Below are 18532 nucleotides of genomic sequence, written 5' to 3'. Positions count from 1 at the left end.
CGATCACCGACCGCTTACCATCATTCCGTGCTGTTTTCTGTGGATTTGCCCGCCCTGCACGCCACCGCCGACGCCGCCGAGGACCTGGCCGGCACCCTCACCGAGGCCGCGCGCGTCCTGGACGGCGGCACCGCCGAACTCGCCGATCGCCTGCCCGGCTGGGGATTCCCGACGACGAGCCGCGACCTGGTGGCCGTGATCTGGCTGCCGGACCAGGAATCCGCCCGCGCCCGCCTGCGCGCCATCTCCGGCGCCCTTCGCGACACCGCCAACGCCTACGCCCTCACCGACGCCGCCAACGCTGCGGGCATCGGCGGCTGATGTGGACCTCGCCCGCCTCCGCGACGCCGACCTGGCCGCGCTCGCCGACGCCGCCGCGACCTGGCGCGGCTTCGCCGTCCGGCTGTACGAAGTGGACGACGCGCTGCCCGCCCGCGTCATCGGCCCGCTCGCCGCCATGACCGGCGAGGCCACCACCGCCGCGCAGGAATCCCTGGCGAGCCTGCGCGGACTCCTCGAAAGCCGCGCCATGCGCGCCGAGGCCATGGCCGACGTCTTCGAGCAGGTCCATGATGGACTGACACCGCTCCAGCGCGACCTGCGCACGCTGCTGCTCCAGGCCGACGCCGAGCGGCTCACCGTCGGCGAGGACGGGGTGGTCACCGCGCCCGAGGTCGCGCCGGTCCACCACGAGTACACCGACGCGATCGCCGGGATCCTCTCCCGCGCCGAGACCCTTGAGGCATCGGCGGTCGCGGCCGTCACCGACATCACGCCCGAGCGGATCGGCGTGGTCGGCGTGGTCGGCGCCCACGAGTTCAACGACGTCCGCGACGACGCCCACGAGAACGGCATCGCCCTCGACGTGCCCAGACCCCGCGACGGGATGTCGCCCGAGGAGGCGCGCGACTGGTGGAACGGCCTGGGCCTCTCCGGGCAGCGCGCGTTCCTGCTCGCCTACCCGGAGGAGGCCGGGGCGATGGACGGCCTGCCGACCGGCGTCCGCGACGAGGCGAACCGGTGGAACCTGCGCCGCGACATCGAGGTCGGCTGGGATCGGGATGCGGCGGCGGACATGCTGGCGAAGCTGGAGTCGCGGGATCACCTGCCGCCGGAGAAGCGGGCCTACCTCATCTCCTATCAACCGCCAGGGCCGAACCGGGACCCGGACGCGCGGATCGTCGCCTCGATCGGAGACCCCGCCCGGGCGGCGAACACCGGGATCTACGTGCCCGGGATGACCACGGACCTGCCCAGCTTCAGCGCTCCGGATGGCGGCTTCGACCGCACGGTCGCCATGTACAACGCGACGGACAAGTTCACCGACGCGGAGACCGCCATGGTCTTCTGGCTCGGCTACGACCCACCGGACGCTCCCGACCTCGCCGAACCCGGGCACCTCGCGGCGGGGATGTCGGACAACGCGGCCAACGCCGGCACACCGGGTCTGGACCGCTTCATCAACACCTTGAACGCCACCCACGACGACTCGATCCCCTCGCACACCACGGTGGTGGCCCACAGCTACGGGTCCACGCTGACCGGGATCGCCGACTCCACCGAAGACGGCCTCGCGGTGGACGACATCCTCTTCGTCGGCAGTCCCGGTGTCGAGGTGAGCGACGCGGAGGACCTGCACGTGGGTGCCGAGCACGTGTGGGTGGAGGCGGCCGATGACGACGAGATCAGCTACTGGGGCAACCACGGCACTGATCCGGCCGGGGAGGACTTCGGCGCGAACCGGCTGCTCACGGACACGCCGGGCCACAGCGGTTACTGGATCGAGGACAGCATCAGCCTCAACAACATGGGTGCGATCCTCGCCGACCATCCCGAGAAGACCACACGGACCGACCCTCGCAACGAGTTCCTAGGCATGGTGGTCGAGTGAAGCGCCTTGTCCTGATGCTGGCTCTGGCCCTCACCGCGTGTGCAGGAAACGAGCAGGTGGACATCCCCATCGTCGCGTACGCCGACGCCGTGCGCATGGCCCAGGCCCAAGGCCTCGAACTGGCGGCCCGTGCCGATGCGCCTCTCGTCTGGGCCGATGGCGAGCCCTACGTGGGCAAGTGCACCGGCCAGGACGGCGAGCGACCCGACAGCATCTACAGCTACGCGAGCGCCTTCGAGCTCTATCCGGCTGACGCGGTCCAGTACATCGTCGATCTCCATGACGCGTGGGTCGCCGCGAGCTGGCCGATCACCGACTTCAAGAAGACCCGGGAGGGCCGGGAGGCCCAGGTCATCGGCACGAACCCGGCAAACCAGATCGTCGTCCGCGCGGACGCCTTCGAGACCGGCCGCATCTTGCTTTCGATCAGCACGCCCTGCTTCGAGGAGCCGTCGGGCACCGCTCCCTTCGGTCCCCGCTACGGCCCGAGCAAGGGTGCGCTCGTGCCGTCACCGTCCTGAAGTCACCTGACCTGGGGTTTTACCGACTGTGCCGCGTGTGTGCCGGACGTGTGCCCCGGCTCTCGCGCCGGAACTCAGGCGGCTCGCGTGCACACGAACGACCCGATCTGTGCTCGATCCACCCGCCGGGCATCCCGCCAGCGCGGTTCGCGGCCCGGCACGCGCTGCTCCAGCCCCATCCGCCTCACCAGACCCCGTCGCCCACTCCGTGACTCGGATCCGACTCTCCATCCGTGGCCCACCCCGTATGCGAAACACGGATCGAGCCACGTATGCAGAAATCACAAAGCAGCAGGTAGACGCCGGAAAGACGAATAGGCACACCGGCCAGACACAGTCCTACTGTCCGCCCGGGGCGCCGTTCACGCCTCCCCCGCCATCAACACCGCCAAGTTCATCACCAGTCCCGGGTGCACCAGCGGCGCGAAGTGCCCGCCCGGCAGGACCGCCTCGCGGAACCCGCCCGTCGTCATCCGCGCCCACCCGGCGACCTCCTCCGGAGGCGCGCCCGCGTCCTCGCGGCCGGACACCGCCGCGAGGGGCACGTCCAGCTTCGCCGAGGTCACCGGCCGCGAGGCCAGCCAGTCGACATCACCCCGCAGGACGCGGGCGACCATCGCGCGCAGGCTGTCCTCGGCGAGGACCTCGGCGGGGATGCCGCCCATCGCCGAGACCTCGGTGAGGAGGTCTTCGTCGGTGCGGGCGGTGAACAGGCGGCCGCGGGTGGGGAGGTCCGGTGGGCGGGCGGCGGCCACGATGAGGGCCGCCGGTTGGACGAGGGTGGCGACTTCGTAGGCGAGGCGGGCGCCCATGCTGTGTCCATAGAGGACGAAGGGGCCGCGCGCGGTCTCGCTGATCGCATCTGCGATGGCCGAGGGGTCGGGTGGGCCGGTTTCGCGGGTGCGGTTTTCGCGGCCGGGGTACTGGACGGGGGCGATCTCGACGTCGGGTGGGGCGTCGCGGTGCCAGGGCCAGTAGGCGGAGGCGCCGCCGCCGGCGTGGGGGAGGCAGTAGATCTGCAGCTCGGCGGTGGGTTTGGGGCGCCAGAAGGCGGCGAGCCACGGGCGGGCCGTCACGGAGACCTCCGGGTGGGGGTGGAGATCATCATGGTGCCACGCGGTTACCATCCCGCCACGACACGGTGAGGAGGACGTCATGGAGGCGCAGGCACAGGTCACGCGGGCGCTCTGGCGGCTGGCGGTGGCGTTCATGGCCCTGTTCGGGGTGTGGAACACCATCTATTACAGCTTCGCGGGAGAGTCGTTCATCGACTGGGAGGGGTTGCGCGAGCTGAGCCAGTCGGGCAGCGCGCTGGCGGGGGTCGTCTACATCGGACTGGCGTTGACGCTGGACCGGCCTGAGCGGGTCTCGTCGTGGCTGCGGGGCGCGATGGCGGTGCTGATGCTGCTGATCGCGGTCACGTCGATGACGTTGATGGACCCGCAGCTCTACGAGACGGGTTTCCTGTTCGAGCACCTGATCACGCCGCTGGCGGTGGTGCTGGACTTCCTGCTGGTGGGGCGCGGGCAGTTCCGGACGCGGTGGTGGGAGCCGCTGACGTGGACGGTGTTCCCGTTGCTGTACCTGGTGTTCTTCCTCGTGGCCGACGTGCAGTCCTACCGGGGGTTCCTGAACCCGGACGACCCCTACTTCCTCGCCGTCGTCGGCGGGTTCCTCGCAGGGGTGCTCGCGGTCGGTTTCGCGCTGTTCGCGCTGGCCAGGGTGGTGGGGCGGGCGTTCAGTGACTCGCGGGCGGTTTCGGGGCGGTTTCCCCCGGTTACGGGATAGCTAGCCTGCCGGGAGTGGACGGCCGCCGTCTCGGCCGTCCCGGACACGGGAGGCAGCATGAGCATCCTCAACCGCATCGCCGACGGAATCCTCAATCGCGTGGCGCCGAAGGCGATGGCCTTCGGTGGCGACCACCGCTGTCCTTGCAACGACTGCTGGTGCGCGACCAACCACCGGTGGTGCTGCGCCAACTGCAACTGCTCGGTCACCAAGTGCTACGGACCGTGCACCCCGTGATGACGGGGAACATCTGACGACATCGTGGTGGCCCACCGGCATGCGGGCCACCACCCTCGTCTCACCAGCGCGGTAGCGCCGGGTCGTAGGACGGTACGACCGAGCGCATGTAGCCGCTGTCGTCGCGTTCGCGGATGCCGCAGCGCAGGTAGTCCTCGTGCATGCGGGCCAGCCGGTCGGGGTCGAGGACGACGCCCAGGCCCGGCCCGGTGGGGACCGGCACGGCACCGTCCAGGAAGGACGGCGGCTCGGCCACCACATCGGTGGTCAGCCAGGGGTAGTGGGTGTCGGCGTCGTAGGTGAGGTTCGGGACGGCCGAGGCCAGGTGCGTCATCGCGGCCAGGCTGATCCCGAGGTGGCTGTTGGAGTGCATGGAGACCCCGACGTCCCAGGTCCGGCAGATCGCGGCCAGGTCCGCGCAGGCCCGCAGGCCGCCCCAGTAATGGTGATCGGCGAGGACGACGCCGACCGCGCGCTTGGCGAAGGCCTCGGCGAGGTCGGCGAAACCGACCACGCACATGTTGGTGGCCAGGGGCATCCCGGCGACGGCGGCGACCTCGGCCATCCCGTCGATGCCGGGCGTCGGATCCTCCAGGTACTCCAGGATCCCGGCGGTGGCCTCGGCGACGCGGATCGCGGTCGTCGGCGTCCAGGCGGTGTTGGGGTCGAGCCGCAGCGGCAGGTCGGGGAAGGCCGCCCGCAGCGCCTTGACCGCGGCGATCTCCTCGTCGGGCGGCATGATGCCGCCCTTGAGCTTGATCGAGTCGAAGCCGTGCCGGGCGATGAGTTCCCTTGCCTGCGCCACGATCCCGTCGGGGTCGAGGGCCGCGCCCCACTCGTCGGGCTCGGCGCCGGGATGGCCCGCCCACTTGTAGAACAGGTACGCCGAGAACGGGACCCGGTCGCGGACGCGCCCGCCCAGCAGGTCGCTCACCGGCCGCCCGAGCGCGCGGCCCTGGAGGTCCAGCAGCGCGGTCTCGAAGGCCGCCACCAGCCGCGCCCGCGTCTTGTCCACACTGGACGCGCCGGTCAGCCCGTGCCGGTCGGGCCGGTCGCCGCCCGAGGCGGCCGTCACCCGCGCCGCCAGCCCGTTGGTGTCGAAGACATCGAGCCCGGGCAGCGCCGCCGCCACCGTCCGCAGCGCCGTCAGGTGCGGCAGGTCGCCGTAGGTCTCCCCCAGCCCGGTAAGGCCACCGGCCCGGACCTCGACGACGGTCCGCAGCGCCCACGGCTCGTGGACGCCGACGGCGGTCATGAGCGGCGGATCGCGGAAGGCCACGGGGGTCAGGACGACGTCGTCGATGGGCAGCAGGGGCTTGACGGTCATGGGCGCGTACCTCCATTTAGGACGCGATCATGATGCGCCGGGGACGCCGTCGTGCGCCAGTGGCCGCTCTCGGGGTTCCGCCGAGGGCGAACGGCTACATGACCTGCCCGAGCGGGAACCACGTGAAGCTGCCGCCGACGCGCACCAGCGCCGGGTCGTTGTCCCAGTCCGGCTCGCCGAACTTCGCGATCAGCTCCTCGGCGTAGGTCTCGGCGTCGTCGCGCGGGTCGTAGCCGATGGCCTCGCCCTCGGCCAGGGACCACCAGCGGCGGGTGTTGCGGCTGACGCCCCAGACCACGCGGTAGCCGGGCGATGCCACCGAGAGGCAGGCCTCGACGAGGCGGGCGCCGTCGTCGGGGCTGAGCCAGGTGGCCAGGGCGCGGACGTCGGCGGGCTCGGGGAACCAGGAGCCGATGCGCAGGGAGATGACGTCCATGCCGAAGCGGTCGTTGTAGAGGCGGCCGGCGCCTTCCATGGCCACTTTGGACCATCCGTAGAAGGTGTCGGGGCGGGGATCGACGTCGGCGGGGAGGTCGCCCTCGCCGCGGACGTGGAAGCCGACGGCGTGGTTGGAGGACGCCAGGATCACCCGGTCGCAACCGGCGCGGCGGGCGGCTTCGAGGGTGACGTAGGTGCCGTACATGTTGCGCTGGACGACGTCCTCGGCGGTGCCCTCGCGGCTCTGGCCGCCCAGGTGGACGATCGCCGAGACGCCCTCGGCGGCGGCGGTCATGGCGTCCAGGTCGGTGACCGAGCCCTGGACGAACTCCTCGCCCGGCGCCAGGTCGTCCACTGTGGTCAGATCGAGCAGGCGCAGGATCCGATCCGGGCGCGCCATGCGGGGCCGCAGCATGGAGCCGACGAGACCGGCGGCACCGGTGATCAGGATGCGCTCGGTCATGATCGTCTCCGTGGATGGTTGCGCGGGCGGGTGATGCTGTGACGGTCAAAGTACCTCAAGCGCGGACCGGACCGGCATCGTTCGGGTCAGCCCGGCGACCGGCCGCGCGGCAAGGAGACGCACGTGGGGAACCCGAGTGCAGGTAAGAGGAAGCTCATCGGGCTGGGCACGGCGGTGGCCGTCTGCGCGGTCATCGCCGCGGCCGTGACCTGGGGCATCATGGCCCTGGTCGGCGGGCCGGAGTGGGAGAACACCGCGCCACCGGCCGATCCGGCCGCCGGTATCCCGGCCGGGACGAGGCTGGACCTGTCGGCGGGCAACCGGCGCGCGCTCGTGCCCGGGCTCTACGACTGGTCGCGGGCCGGATACCGGGGCGGGCAGGAGCTTCCCGGCGCCGCGCAAATCAATCCCGACCCTGCCTGCCGGATCGACGCCACCGGCTACGGCGTCACCGCCAATGACGGCCAGGACGACACCGACGCGATCCAGTACGTCATCGACCAGGTCAAGGAACACTGCTCACCGGGCGCGGGCTACGACAAACTGAGCCTCATCGCGCTGCCCTCGGGCACCATCGACGTCTCCCACCAGATCGGCGTGGACGCCGACTTCCTGGTGATCCGGGGCGCGGCCGACGGCGGGACGAAGCTGGTCTTCCGTCCCGATGACAACACCGCCTACGACACCCTCACCTCCGACGGCTCCGACTGGGACGAGAACGCGATGACCTCCGGGGACGGCAAGGGCGGCTGGCTGTGGCCGGGCCGCGCGCTGTTCAAGGTGCAGTCCCGCGCCGTCCACGAGGATTACCAGAAGGACTACGAGAAGGCCGATGACGACCGCAAGGACCTCTTCGAGGGCACGGTGAACGTGCACTGGAAGTCCGGCGTGAAGCTCGCCGAGAAGCCCGGGGACGCCGGATACGCCGCCCGGCTCGGCGACACCACGATCACCCTGGCCGGGAAGCCGCGCGACATCACCGTCGGCGGGCTGGTCAACGTGCGCGCGGCCAACTCCGCGAGCTTCTACCGGGCGATGGGTGCCGGGGCCGATCCCGGCAAGTGGCAGAACCTGCACATGCGGCAGCAGATCTTCACCGTGACCAAAGTGGACGGCAAGACGATCACGCTTGACAAGCCGCTGGAGTACGACGTCCCGGTCTCGTCCACATCGGACGGCTCGGCCGAGATCGACGGCAAGTCCTACGACTCCAAGGTCGCCCCGATCGTGGACCCGGTGGTCGGCGTGGGCATCGAGAACCTGTCGATCACGCAGGACACCGGGCTCGACGCGGCCGCCGCCGCGCACAACTACGGGAACATGGATCCCGCGCACGCGATGAACGGCATCGTGCTCAAGTGGGTCGCCGACTGCTGGGTGAGGGGCGTGCGCACCGAGATGACCGGCTCGCATCCGCTGGTCACCGAGGAGGCCTATCACGTCCAGATCGTCGGCAACTCCTTCACCGGCGCCTGGAACAAGGGCAAGGGCGGCAACGGCTACTTCCGCGGCTCGCGCGTCTGGGACTCCCTCTACGCCGAGAACACCACCCGGGGCCTGCGGCACTTCACCTTCCAGTGGTCGGCCTCGGGCAACGTGGTCATCGGCAACGACTTCGACTCCGACCTGAACCTGCACGGCGGCTGGGAACGCAACAACCTCTTCGAGCTGAACAAGGTGGCGGTGCCGTTCGAGCACCGCTCCGGCAACTGCTCGGCCAACTGCGGTGAGGAGGGCGGCGGCGGTCCCGACGAGTCGGCCTGGTACCCGATCTGGTGGGGCGCGGGCGCCAAGGCGGTCAAGTGGTCGGGGGCCACCGGGCCGCGCAATGTCTTCCACGGCAACGAGCTCACCAAGCAGGAGACGCAGGGCGGCCCGTTCGCGCCTTTCTACCCCGACAAGACGGCCGTCTACCAGTTCGGCTGGGGCGGCACGACCTGGCAGCCGCTGTCCACGAAGGACGGACCGATCGCCGACTGGGCCGGGCACGAGAAGGACGACTACTCAGGCGGATCTTCTGAAGGCGGGAGTGGAGTGTTCACCGGAGTCGCCGAGCCCGGCGCGTCGATCTTCCTCAAGGAGGTGGCCCGCTAGAGCCGCCCGGCGCGGCGCTCCATCACCAGCAGCCAGATCAGGTAGCCGCCGCCGAGCAGCCCGGTGACCGCGCCGACGGGCAGCTGCCGTCCGGGGACGAGGTGCTGCGCCGCCCAGTCGGCGCACACCAGCAGCGCGGCGCCGAAGACGGCCGAGGCGGCCAGGTTGGGACCGGTGGCGCGGCTCGCGCGGCGGGCCAGGTGCGGCGCGGTGAGGGCCACAAAGGACACCGGCCCGGCGGCCGCGGCTGCGAACGAGGCCAGCAGCACCGACGAGAGCATGACCAGCGCCTTCGTCCGCGCCACCCGCACACCCAGCGCGGTCGCCGAGTCGTCGCCCATCTCCAGCATCGCCAGCGGACGCGCGTACAGGACCAGCACCGGCAGCACCAGCACGAGCGCGACGGCCGGCGGCAGGACGTCGTCCCAGCCGCGCCCGTCGAGGCTGCCGGTGAGCCACAGGGTGGCGCGGGCGGCGTCGACGAGCTGCGCCTTGGTGAGCAGCCAGCCGATCACGCCCGACAGGATCGCGGTGATCGCGACCCCGGCCAGCACCAGCCGGTTGCCCTGCGCGCGTCCCGACAGCAGCATCAGCAGGACGCCGATGGCGATCCCGCCGACGGCCGCCCCGGCGGCCACGGCCACGCTGCCGCCGCCGATGAGGACGATGGTGCCCAGCGCGCCGACCGAGGCGCCGTTGGTGACGCCGAGGACGTCCGGGCTGGCCAGCCCGTTGCGGACGAGCGCCTGGAGCAGCGCGCCGGACAGCCCTAGGGCCGCGCCGACGACGAGCGCGGCGGCCACGCGCGGCAGGCGCAGCTCATTGACGATGTAGGCGTCGGTGGCGTCGCCGAGACCGACGAGGGTCTTGACGACTCCGGCGGGGGTGATGGGGTAGTCGCCGCTGGTCAGGCCGTAGACGGCGACGGCCAGGGTGAGCAGGGCGGTGACGGTGAGGGCGATCGCGGGACGCGGGCGGATCACGCGGCGACGCTCCACTGTGGTCTTCACGCGGCGGCCACCTTCCTCCGCAGCAGGAAGAACAAGAACACCGGCCCGCCGACCACCGCCGTCACCACGCCGACCAGCATCTCCCCGGGCCGCGCCACGACGCGGCCGAGGATGTCGGAGCCCAGCAGCACCACCGGCGACAGCACGATCGTGTAGGGCAGCATCCAGCGCAGGTCGGGGCCGGTGAGCGAGCGGACCAGGTGCGGCACCATCAGCCCGACGAAGGCGATCGGCCCGCAGGCGGCGGTGGCCGCGCCCGCCAGCAGCGTCACCGCGATCATCGACGCGACGCGGGTGGCCACCGGGCGCGCGCCCAGCGCGGTCGCCGAGTCGTCGCCGAGGGCGAGCGCGTTGAGGGGCCGGGCCAGGCGCAGCGCGAGGAAGGTCCCGGCGGCGATGAAGGGGAGGACGCGCACGACGGTGGACATGCTGGCGTCGGCGAGGGAGCCGACGGTCCAGAAGCGCATGCGGTCCAGCGCGGAGGTCTGGAGGAGTTCGGCGGCGCTGACGTAGGAGAACAGCGCGGCGTTGATGGCGGCGCCGGCGAGCGCGAGTCGTACGGGGGTGGCGCCGCGTCCGCCGCCGACGAGGTAGACCAGGCAGGAGACGGCTCCGGCGCCGAGGAACGCGAACCAGACGTAGCCGGTGAGGGACTGGACGCCGAAGAAGGTGATGCAGGTGACCACGGCGGCCGAGGCTCCGGCGTTGATGCCGAGGAGACCGGGTTCGGCGATGGGGTTGCGGGTGAGGGCCTGCGCGAGGGCTCCGGCGAGGCCGAGGGCGGCTCCGGCGAGGAGGCCGAGGACGGTGCGGGGCAGGCGCATGTCGTGGACGACGGTGTAGGCGCCGGAGGCGGGGTCGGTGAGTCCGTGCCAGGCCTCGGTGAGGGACAGCGGGCGCGCGCCGAGGAGGAGCGAGAGGGCGGCGACGGCGGCCAGGGCCAGGACGGCGGCGGCGAGGCCGAGGGCCCGGCGGGTCCGGTGGCGTGTCGCCGTGGCCGGTGGGGGCGCGGCCAAGACCTGGGGAGGGCTCTGCATGACCTCGTAGGGGCGGGACATTTGGCTAGGCTAACCTAACCCCCGTCCTCGATTCCGGCCGGTAACGGAAGGCTTCCCCATGCGCCACCTCTCCTCGTCCACCATCACCCGACGCGGTCTGTTCGGCGCGGGCGGCGCGCTCGGCCTGGGCGCCCTGCTGGCCGCCTGCGGCGGCAAGGACGACGGGAAGTCCGGCGGTTCGTGGTCCTTCACCGACGACCGCGGCCAGACCGCCAAGACCGATGGCGCGCCCAAGCGGATCGTGGCCTTCGTCGGCGCGGCCGCCGCCCTCCACGACCTCGGTCTGGGCGACCGCGTCGTCGGCGTCTTCGGCCCCACCACGAAAGCCGACGGCTCCAAGGACGTGCAGGCGGGTGACCTGGACGTCGCCAAGGTCACCGTGGTGGGCAACGCGTGGGGCGAGTTCAACATCGAGCAGTACGCCGCCCTCAAGCCCGATCTGCTGGTCAGCAACATCTACCGGGGCGATGAGATGTGGTACGTCCCCGAGGAGAGCAAGGACAAGATCTTCGGCCTGGCGCCCCAGGTCGGCCTCAAGGTCGGCGGCGGCACCCTCCAGAAGCACATCGACCGCTACACCGAGCTGGCCAAGGCCCTGGGCGCCGACCTGAACTCCTCGACGGTGACCGGCGCGAAGGGCCGCTGGGACGCCGCCGTGGCGAGCCTCAAGGCCGCCGCGCAGGAGAACCCGGGCGTCAGGGTGCTGGCCTGCTCGGGCGACCCGGACATGTTCTACGCCTCCAACCCGGGCATGATGGCCGACCTGGCGTTCTTCAAGGAATGCGGCGTGGAGGTCATCGTCCCCGCCAAGCCCGACGACGGCGGCTACTTCGAGACGATCAGCTGGGAGAACGCCGACCGCTACCCCGCCGACCTGCTGCTGCTGGACGACCGGACGGCGCAGCTGCAGCCCGCCGACCTGGCCGCCAAGCCCGCCTGGGCGAAGCTCCCGGCGGTCAAGGCGAACCAGATCACGCCGTGGTCGAGCGAGCCGCGCTACTCCTACGCCGGTTGCGCGCCCCTGGTGGAGCGCCTGGCCGCCGCGGTCAAGGCCGCCAAGAAGGTCGCCTAGCCCGCCGGCGCGGGCTCGCGGGTGAAGAAGGCGACGGTGTCCTCGGCGGCCGTCGGGGACAGCATCATCGCCTGGATCCGGGCCGACATCTGCGCGATGGGGCCGATCCGGGCGAACATCGCCTCCTCGTAGGCGGCGATCGCCGCGTCCGGGTCGCCGGGCGCGGCCACCAGCCGCGCGGCGAGCTCGGCGGCGTCCAGCATGGCCTGGTTGGCGCCCTCGCCGACCGGTGGCATGAGGTGCGCGGCGTCGCCGATGAGGGTCAGGCCCGGACGGTGCGGCCAGCGCGCGCCGGTGGGCGTCGCCTCGATGCGGCGCGGCTCGGGCTCACCGGCGGCGTCGATGAGCGCGGTCAGGCGCGGGTTCCAGCCCTCGAAGAGCTCCAGCAGGGCGCGCTTGTCGCCGAAGTCGGCGACGGGACGGTCCTCGGCGTGCACGGAGATCCCGACGCGCAGGCTCCCGTCGCCCATGCGCTGCGCCGAGAGGATGCGGCTCGGCCCGACGCACCAGAGGTTGCCGGGGCCGACGAGCTCGGCGAGGTCGGGGTGGCGCCGGTCGGCGTCGGCGACGGTGAGCTGCACGAGGGTGGCCACGTAGGACAGCGGGAGCTCGGCCAGCAGCGGCCGCAGCACCGAGCGCGCGCCGTCGGCGCCGACCAGCACGTCGCAGTCGGCGTGTCCGCCGTCGTGGAAGGCCAGGTCCCAGCCGCCGCCGGGACGCGGGGTGGCCGCGGCGAGGCGGTGTCCCCAGGCGATCGCGTCGCCGGGCAGGGAGTCGAGCAGCAGGTCGCGCAGGTCGCCGCGGTCGATCTCGGGGCGCCCGGAGAAGTCGCCCGGCTCGGGCACGTGGTGGATCAGGGTCCGGCCGTCGGAGTCGAGGATGCGGTGTTCCTCGCCCTCGGGCCGCGCCCGGGATTGGAAGCCCTCGGTGAGCCCGGCCTCGGCCAGGGCGTGCTGCCCGGACTCGGCGTGCAGGTCGAGCATGCCGCCCTGGCGTCGCTGGGCGCGGTTCGTCTCGCGCTCGTAGACCACCGCGTCGAGGCCGTTCCGCCGCAGGATCCGCGCCAGGGTCAGGCCGCCGAGGCCGCCACCGGCGATCGCAATGCGTGTCGTCATGACCGCTACCGTACACTGTATTTGTGGATACACCGTACGGCAGCGATGGCATGACCATCTGGGAACGACCCGAGCCCAAACCACGGGCCGCGCCGGTCCCCCTGAGCCGCGACAAGATCGCCGCGACCGCCATCCGCCTCGCCGACGCCCACGGCCTCGACGGCCTCTCGGTGCGCAAGATCGCCAAGGAGCTCGGCGTCGGCCCCATGCGCCTCTACGACTACGTGGTCAACCGCTCGGAGCTGCTGGACCTGATGGTCGACGTCGTCTACGCCCGCATCGCACGCGCCGACCGGCGCGCCGGATGGCGCGACACCGTCCTCGACATCGCCCACGCCACCCGCGAGGCCGCCCTCGACCACGAATGGTTCGCCGACATCCTCGGCGGGCGCCCGCACCTGGGACCCCACGCCCTCGCCGTCGGCGAGGCCAACGCCGCCGCGCTCGCCCAAGCGCCCGGCATCGACGGCCTCGACGAGCTCCAGCGGGCCCTGGGCGCCCTCAACTCCTTCATCATCGGCGCGATCCGCCGCGAGGTCACCGAGCGGCGCACCACCCGCGACACCGGCGACGACATCAACGCCTTCCAGTCCCGGCTCGGCCCCTACCTGCGGCGCATGCTCGACACCGGCGACTACCCCACCGTCGCCCGGCTCGTCATCGACGGCGCCCACCTGGAGCCCGCCGAGACCTTCGCGCACAACCTGACCACCGTCCTGGACGGCATCACCGGCTAGCCTCCGGGTCCCTCCCGGCCCCGAACGCGTTGATCTCACGCGAGCCGAACACGCGGATGGGCGCGCCCTCCACCGCGGCGCGCACCATCGCCTTACCCAGCAGCTCACTGGTGGTGAACGCGCCCGGGAAGGCCATCTTCAGCGGCCCGATCAGCGGCCGGGTCACGTTGTAGATGCCCTGGTAGAGCGCGGTCTTGGAACGCACGCCGTGCATGGGCTGGATCGCGCCGGGCCGGAACATGTACGCGTCCAGGTCCATGCTCAGCAGCTCGTTCTCCGTGGCGCCCTTCACGCGCGACCACATCGTCCGCGACGAGGCGTCGGTGCCCGCACCCGACACGTACGCGAAACGCGCGCCCGGGTTGGCCTCGGCGAACGGGACCGCGATGGCCATCGTCAGGTCGTAGGTGACGCGCCGGTAGTCGGGCTCCTTCATCCCCACCGAGCTGACGCCCAGGCAGAACAGGCACGCGCCGAAGCCGTCGAGCGGCGGCGGATCGTAGAGGTCCCCGGCGGTCAGATCGGTGAACTTCCCACCGGACGCCGGCAGCCACGGCGGCGGGTTCTTCCCCACCGGCGTGCGCCCCAGCGCCACCACCTCCGTGACCCGCTCGTCCAGCAGGCACTCGCGCAACGCGCCCTGCCCGACCATTCCCGTCGCACCCGTCAGCAACACCCTCATGGAGATAGTGTGGCGTCTATGGCGCACACCCCGGTGCTACTCGTCATAGACATGCAGATCCTGTTCCTGGGACCGGCGTACCGGCCCGAGGAGACCATCGCCGCGATCGCCGGGCTGCGCACGCGCGCGCTGGCCGCCGGGGTCCCCGTCATCACACTGCGTCAGCACTCCGGCTACCTGGAGATGGGCAGCTCCGGCTGGCAGGTCGCGCCCGAGCTCGCCCCCGGCGAGGACGAGATCGTCATCGACAAGACCACCGCCGACTCCTTCCTCGGCACCGACCTGGACGCCAGGCTGCGCGGCCTGGGCGCCACCGAGGTCATCGTCACCGGCTTCGCCACCGAGTTCTGCGTCGACGCCACCTGGAAGCAGGCACTGTCCCACGGCTACGACGTCACCCTGGTCGCCGACGGGCACACCACCTTCGACCGCGACGACTCCACGCGCGTCTCGGCGGCCCGCTCGATCGAGCTGTTCAACGACATCGCCGGGGCCATCGAGTACCCGCCGCGCACGGTCCGCGTCCAGAAGGCCGCCGAGATCGACTTCGGCCCGGCTATCTGACCAGGTCGGCCAGCAGCGCCGGCTCCAGGTTCCCGCCGGAGATCACCGCGGCCGTGCGCCCCCACTCCGCGCCGTACCGCAGGTAGGCCGCGGTGGTCAGCGCACCCGACGGCTCGGCGACCAGGCACGACCGGCGCGCCAGCTCCCCCACCGCGGCCGACAGCTCGTCCTCGGTCACGGTGACCACGGCGTCCAGACGGGCGGCGAGATGGGCGTAGGTGAGATCGGACAGGCAGGTGCGGACCCCGTCGGCGAGCGTGCGGTAGGTGCGCTCGACCGGCCAGGCGATGCGCCGCCCGGCCTCCAGGCTCTCCTTGGCGTCGGCGGCCCACTCCGGCTCGACGCCGATGACGCGCGTCCCGGGCTTGAGCGCCTTGACGGCCGTCGCCACCCCGGACGCCAGCCCGCCGCCGCCGACGGGGACGACGACGGTGTCCACATCGGGCAGATCGGCCAGGATCTCCGGCCCGATCGTGCCCTGACCGGCGATGACGTCACGGTGGTCGAAGGGCGGGATCAGCGCGTAACCGCGCTCGGCGGCCAGCTTCGCCGAGGCCGCGTCCCGATCGGCGGGCGCGACGGTGACCAGCTCGGCGCCGGTCGCCGCGATCGCGGCCAGCTTCACCGGCGGCGCGCCCTCGGGCACCACCACCACACACGCGATGCCCTTGGCCCGCGCGGCATAGCCCAGGGCCCGCCCGTGGTTGCCGGAGGAATGCGTGGCCACACCCGGCGTGGCCTCCGGCAGGCGGGCGACGGCGTTGGCCGCGCCACGGATCTTGAACGCGCCGATCGGCTGCAGGTTCTCCGCCTTCAGCCACAGCTCACCGGCCCAGGCGGCGGGCAGCAACGGGGTCCGCAGCGCCAGACCGTCGATGTTGCGCGCGGCCTCGGCGACGTCGTCGATCGTGATCAGCATGGGCCTAAGTGTGCAGTCCCTGATGCACCGCCCACAGCGCGGCCTCGGTCCGCGAGGCGGTACCGGTCTTGCGCAGCAGGTTCGACACGTGCACCGTCACCGTCCGCACCGAGATCCCCAGCCGGGTGGCGATCTGCTGGTTGGTGAGCCCCTCGGTCAGGCAGCGCACGACCTCCCGCTCCCGCGCGGTCAGCGGATCGGCGAACAGCCCGTCGAGGGCCTGCGCCTCCCGGCGCACCCGCGGCTGGTCCATCGTGGACCCCGCCAGCCGCTCCCGCATCCGCGCGGCCTTGTCGTGGTCACCGCGCGCGAAGGCCAGCCGCCCGGCGATGGCGGTCAGCAGCGCCCGCTCGGCCGGATCGGTCTCGATCGGCAGCCGCGCGGTCGCCCGCTCCTCGGCGGCGAGCGGGTCCTCGGTCAGCGAGGCGAGCACGGCGGCGGTGACCAGCGGACCCCCGCGCGCGGTGAGCCCGTGCCGGTCCAGCGTCGCGGCCGCCTCCTCCAGCACCCGGTGCGCGTCCTTCCCACTCGCCCGCACCACAGCCAGCGCCACCACCGCCCGCCCGAACGCGATCGGGTCACGCCGGGCGGCGGCGTAGCGGCGCGCCGCCGACAGCAGCGCCGCCCCGCGCTCGGGATCCGGCGTGGCCCGCCCCAGCACCGTGAGCGCGTCCGGCTCCGGCTCGGGCGCCAGATCCAGGGCCTGCTCGGCCCAGCCGACCGCCTCGGCGGGCCGCTCGGCCGCCAGCGCGGCCAGCCCGAGACTCGTCAGGTAGGCGACGCGCCCCTGCGGCGGCACGCGCGGGGCGATGGCCTCCAGCAGCCGGTGCTGCACGTCTGCGCGCCCGTGGTGGACGCACAGGTCGGCGCGCACACGCAGCGCCTCCACACGCTCGGCGCCGGTGGTGGCGTCGTGCCAGCGGCGGACGGCGGCCAGCGCGCGCGTGTAATGGCCGCGCGCGAAGGCGTCCAGCGCCGCCGCCTTCGGCGACTTCTGCCCGGGCCTGTCACCGCGCGCCTCGGCCACGATGGGCGCCTCCCCGCCCTCCTCGGCGGCCAGCGCGGCCAGGTACGCCGGCAGCGGCGCGGTGGGCGAGGCGAGCTCACCGCTGTCCACCGCCGTCATCAGCTCGCTCAGCCAGCGCGGGTTGCCGCCGGTGCGGTGATGGACGCGCATCACGGTCTCAGGCGTGTACTCGCGCGTGGCGCCCAGCAGCTCGGCGGTGTCGGCGGGCGTGAGCGGCCCCAGGTGACACCGCGTCGCCGCCGACAGCCTGGCCAGGACCTTCGACGCGTGCCCTTTCGGCGGGCGGCTCGTTATGAGAATGAGGGCGGGCAGATTGTCGGCGGTGGCGAGCTCGGCGACCAGATCGAGGCTGGCGGGGTCCAGGTCGTGCAGGTCCTCCACCACCAGTACGCCCGGGCCGTCCCCGACACGGTGCCGGACGACGTCCACGGCCGCGCGCAACAACGTCCCCGGCGCCACACGCTGCCCGCTGGGCCGCTGGGTGAGCCACGCGAGGGCCTGCGGCGAGGCGGGCAGGCCGTCCAGGTCGTGCCCGTCGAGGGCGGAGGCGAGCCAGTCGTAGGGCGCGGGGCCGATCGTGCGGGCGCGACCGCGCAGGACGGTCGCGGGCCGGGCGGCGTCCAGCGCGGACTCCACCAGCGCCGTCTTGCCCGTGCCGGGGTCGCCGGTGATGACCACCGCGTGCCCGGCCCCGGTGGCGCGCACCCGCGTCCACGCGCCGGTGACCGCCGCGAGCTGCCGGTCGCGACCCACCATCGTCACCAGGCCACCATACGCACAAGTACGTATGGACGCGGGCGGCGCCTCATCGGCAGGCTCTAACCCATGATGTCCTGGAAGTACTCGTCGCTCACCCACGACGGTCTCGTCCGCGCCAACAACGAGGACGCGATGCACGCCGGTCGCCACCTCCTCGCCGTCGCCGACGGCGTGGGCGGCGCCGAGGCCGGTGAGGTCGCCAGCTCCCTGACCATCACCGCCATCGCCCCCCTCGACCGCGCCCAGGACCCCGTCACCATGGCCGACGACCTCCGCGCGGCCGCCGACCGCGCCAACGACGCCATCCGCGCCGCCGGCGCCGACAACCCCGCCATCGTCGGCATGGGCACCACCCTGACCGCCCTCCTGCTGTCCGGCTCCAGCCTCACCATCGCCCACGTCGGCGACTCCCGCGCCTACCGCGTCCACAACGGCGAGGTCACCCGGCTCACCAGGGACGACACCTACGTCCAGATGCTCGTCGACAAGGGCACCATCACCCCCGACGACGTCTTCGACCACCCCCACCGCTCCTTCGTCACCAAGGTCCTCCAGGGCGAACCCGTCCAGGTCAACGTCCGCACCATCACCGCCCACCCCGGCGAGCGCTACATCGTGTGCAGCGACGGCCTCCCCGACGCCGTCCCCCCGGACGCGCTGGAGGAGGCCCTCGCCGAGGGCGGCACGGTGGAGGAATGCGCCCGGCGACTGGTGCGCCTCGCCCTGGAGGGCGGCGGCCCGGACAACGTGACGGTGGTGGTGGGCGACGTGGTGGAGGGCGCGGCGGAGAGGCGGCGGTGGTGGAGGTTGTGGCGGGGTTAGCCCTCGCG

At 72.4% G+C, this 18532-nt stretch carries 19 protein-coding genes; 10 read left to right on the top strand and 9 right to left on the bottom strand.

Annotated elements, in window-relative coordinates; translation table 11 throughout:
- Nucleotides 1-27: 27 nt before the first annotated feature.
- The 3 genes from QSK10_RS20860 to QSK10_RS20850 are packed head-to-tail and all read left to right on the top strand — an operon-like array spanning nt 28 to nt 2412.
- The gene (locus QSK10_RS20860; protein ID WP_285664592.1) at nt 28-321 is read left to right on the top strand and encodes a WXG100 family type VII secretion target; all 294 of its coding nucleotides are present in this window, start codon (nt 28-30) and stop codon (nt 319-321) included.
- A gap of 1 nt (nt 322) precedes the next feature.
- A complete protein-coding gene (locus QSK10_RS20855; RefSeq protein ID WP_285664591.1) occupies nt 323-1891 on the top strand; it encodes an alpha/beta hydrolase in 1569 nt (522 codons plus the stop codon).
- Nucleotides 1888-2412 carry a hypothetical protein gene (locus QSK10_RS20850; protein WP_285664590.1) on the top strand — a complete coding sequence of 175 codons (525 nt, stop codon included), beginning with the start codon at nt 1888-1890 and terminating at the stop codon, nt 2410-2412. The genes QSK10_RS20855 and QSK10_RS20850 overlap by 4 nt, the downstream gene beginning before the upstream one ends.
- Nucleotides 2413-2774: 362 nt before the next feature.
- On the opposite strand, the gene QSK10_RS20845 is transcribed toward QSK10_RS20850, so the two are convergent.
- Nucleotides 2775-3488: a thioesterase II family protein gene (locus QSK10_RS20845; RefSeq protein ID WP_285664589.1), complete on the bottom strand. Its 714-nt coding sequence runs from the start codon at nt 3486-3488 to the stop codon at nt 2775-2777.
- Between the two features lie 79 nt (nt 3489-3567).
- Here QSK10_RS20845 and QSK10_RS20840 point away from each other — a divergent pair, with 79 nt between their 5' ends.
- On the top strand, nt 3568-4200 hold the full coding sequence (locus tag QSK10_RS20840) for a hypothetical protein (RefSeq protein WP_285664588.1): 633 nt from the start codon (nt 3568-3570) through the stop codon (nt 4198-4200).
- A 57-nt stretch (nt 4201-4257) separates the two neighbouring features.
- Nucleotides 4258-4437, top strand: a complete 180-nt coding sequence (locus QSK10_RS20835; protein WP_285664587.1) for a hypothetical protein — start codon at nt 4258-4260, stop codon at nt 4435-4437.
- A 61-nt stretch (nt 4438-4498) separates the two neighbouring features.
- Here the strand turns inward: QSK10_RS20835 and QSK10_RS20830 are convergent, their stop codons facing one another.
- Entirely contained in the window at nt 4499-5764 is a 1266-nt protein-coding gene (locus QSK10_RS20830; protein ID WP_285664586.1) for a glucarate dehydratase family protein, read from the bottom strand.
- Between the two features lie 94 nt (nt 5765-5858).
- Nucleotides 5859-6665, bottom strand: coding sequence for an NAD-dependent epimerase/dehydratase family protein (locus QSK10_RS20825; protein WP_285664585.1), 807 nt, complete (start codon nt 6663-6665; stop codon nt 5859-5861).
- Between the two features lie 123 nt (nt 6666-6788).
- Between QSK10_RS20825 and QSK10_RS20820 the strand changes: the two genes are divergently transcribed.
- Nucleotides 6789-8759 (top strand): hypothetical protein, encoded by a 1971-nt coding sequence (locus QSK10_RS20820; protein ID WP_285664584.1) that lies wholly within the window; start codon nt 6789-6791, stop codon nt 8757-8759.
- Here the strand turns inward: QSK10_RS20820 and QSK10_RS20815 are convergent.
- Complete coding sequence (locus tag QSK10_RS20815) at nt 8756-9769, bottom strand: FecCD family ABC transporter permease (RefSeq protein ID WP_285664583.1); 1014 nt, start codon at nt 9767-9769, stop codon at nt 8756-8758. The two genes, QSK10_RS20820 and QSK10_RS20815, sit on opposite strands and share 4 nt — an antisense overlap.
- Nucleotides 9766-10827, bottom strand: a complete 1062-nt coding sequence (locus tag QSK10_RS20810) for an iron chelate uptake ABC transporter family permease subunit (protein WP_432705352.1) — start codon at nt 10825-10827, stop codon at nt 9766-9768. The genes QSK10_RS20815 and QSK10_RS20810 overlap by 4 nt, the downstream gene beginning before the upstream one ends.
- Nucleotides 10828-10885: 58 nt before the next feature.
- Here QSK10_RS20810 and QSK10_RS20805 point away from each other — a divergent pair, with 58 nt between their 5' ends.
- Nucleotides 10886-11899, top strand: a complete 1014-nt coding sequence (locus QSK10_RS20805; protein WP_285664582.1) for an ABC transporter substrate-binding protein — start codon at nt 10886-10888, stop codon at nt 11897-11899.
- On the opposite strand, the gene QSK10_RS20800 is transcribed toward QSK10_RS20805, so the two are convergent.
- Nucleotides 11896-13014 (bottom strand): FAD-dependent oxidoreductase, encoded by a 1119-nt coding sequence (locus QSK10_RS20800; RefSeq protein WP_285664580.1) that lies wholly within the window; start codon nt 13012-13014, stop codon nt 11896-11898. The two genes, QSK10_RS20805 and QSK10_RS20800, sit on opposite strands and share 4 nt — an antisense overlap.
- Before the next feature lie 23 nt (nt 13015-13037).
- Here QSK10_RS20800 and QSK10_RS20795 point away from each other — a divergent pair, with 23 nt between their 5' ends.
- On the top strand, nt 13038-13751 hold the full coding sequence (locus QSK10_RS20795) for a TetR/AcrR family transcriptional regulator (protein WP_285664579.1): 714 nt from the start codon (nt 13038-13040) through the stop codon (nt 13749-13751).
- On the opposite strand, the gene QSK10_RS20790 is transcribed toward QSK10_RS20795, so the two are convergent.
- Complete coding sequence (locus QSK10_RS20790; protein ID WP_285664578.1) at nt 13741-14433, bottom strand: Rossmann-fold NAD(P)-binding domain-containing protein; 693 nt, start codon at nt 14431-14433, stop codon at nt 13741-13743. The two genes, QSK10_RS20795 and QSK10_RS20790, sit on opposite strands and share 11 nt — an antisense overlap.
- A gap of 18 nt (nt 14434-14451) precedes the next feature.
- Here QSK10_RS20790 and QSK10_RS20785 point away from each other — a divergent pair, with 18 nt between their 5' ends.
- On the top strand, nt 14452-14997 hold the full coding sequence (locus QSK10_RS20785) for a cysteine hydrolase family protein (RefSeq protein ID WP_285664577.1): 546 nt from the start codon (nt 14452-14454) through the stop codon (nt 14995-14997).
- Here QSK10_RS20785 and QSK10_RS20780 read toward each other — a convergent pair.
- Complete coding sequence (locus tag QSK10_RS20780) at nt 14990-15916, bottom strand: threonine ammonia-lyase (RefSeq protein ID WP_285664576.1); 927 nt, start codon at nt 15914-15916, stop codon at nt 14990-14992. The genes QSK10_RS20785 and QSK10_RS20780 overlap by 8 nt on opposite strands.
- Before the next feature lie 4 nt (nt 15917-15920).
- Nucleotides 15921-17699 (bottom strand): AAA family ATPase, encoded by a 1779-nt coding sequence (locus QSK10_RS20775; RefSeq protein WP_285665391.1) that lies wholly within the window; start codon nt 17697-17699, stop codon nt 15921-15923.
- A gap of 69 nt (nt 17700-17768) precedes the next feature.
- Here QSK10_RS20775 and QSK10_RS20770 point away from each other — a divergent pair, with 69 nt between their 5' ends.
- Entirely contained in the window at nt 17769-18524 is a 756-nt protein-coding gene (locus QSK10_RS20770; protein ID WP_285664575.1) for a PP2C family protein-serine/threonine phosphatase, read from the top strand.
- Nucleotides 18525-18532: the final 8 nt, after the last annotated feature.

Origin of the sequence: Actinorhabdospora filicis (assembly GCF_030269765.1) — a bacterium.
GTDB lineage: Bacteria > Actinomycetota > Actinomycetes > Mycobacteriales > Micromonosporaceae > Actinorhabdospora > Actinorhabdospora filicis.
Note: the sequence above shows the minus strand (reverse complement) of the source record. Positions and strands in the feature narration are given on the sequence as shown.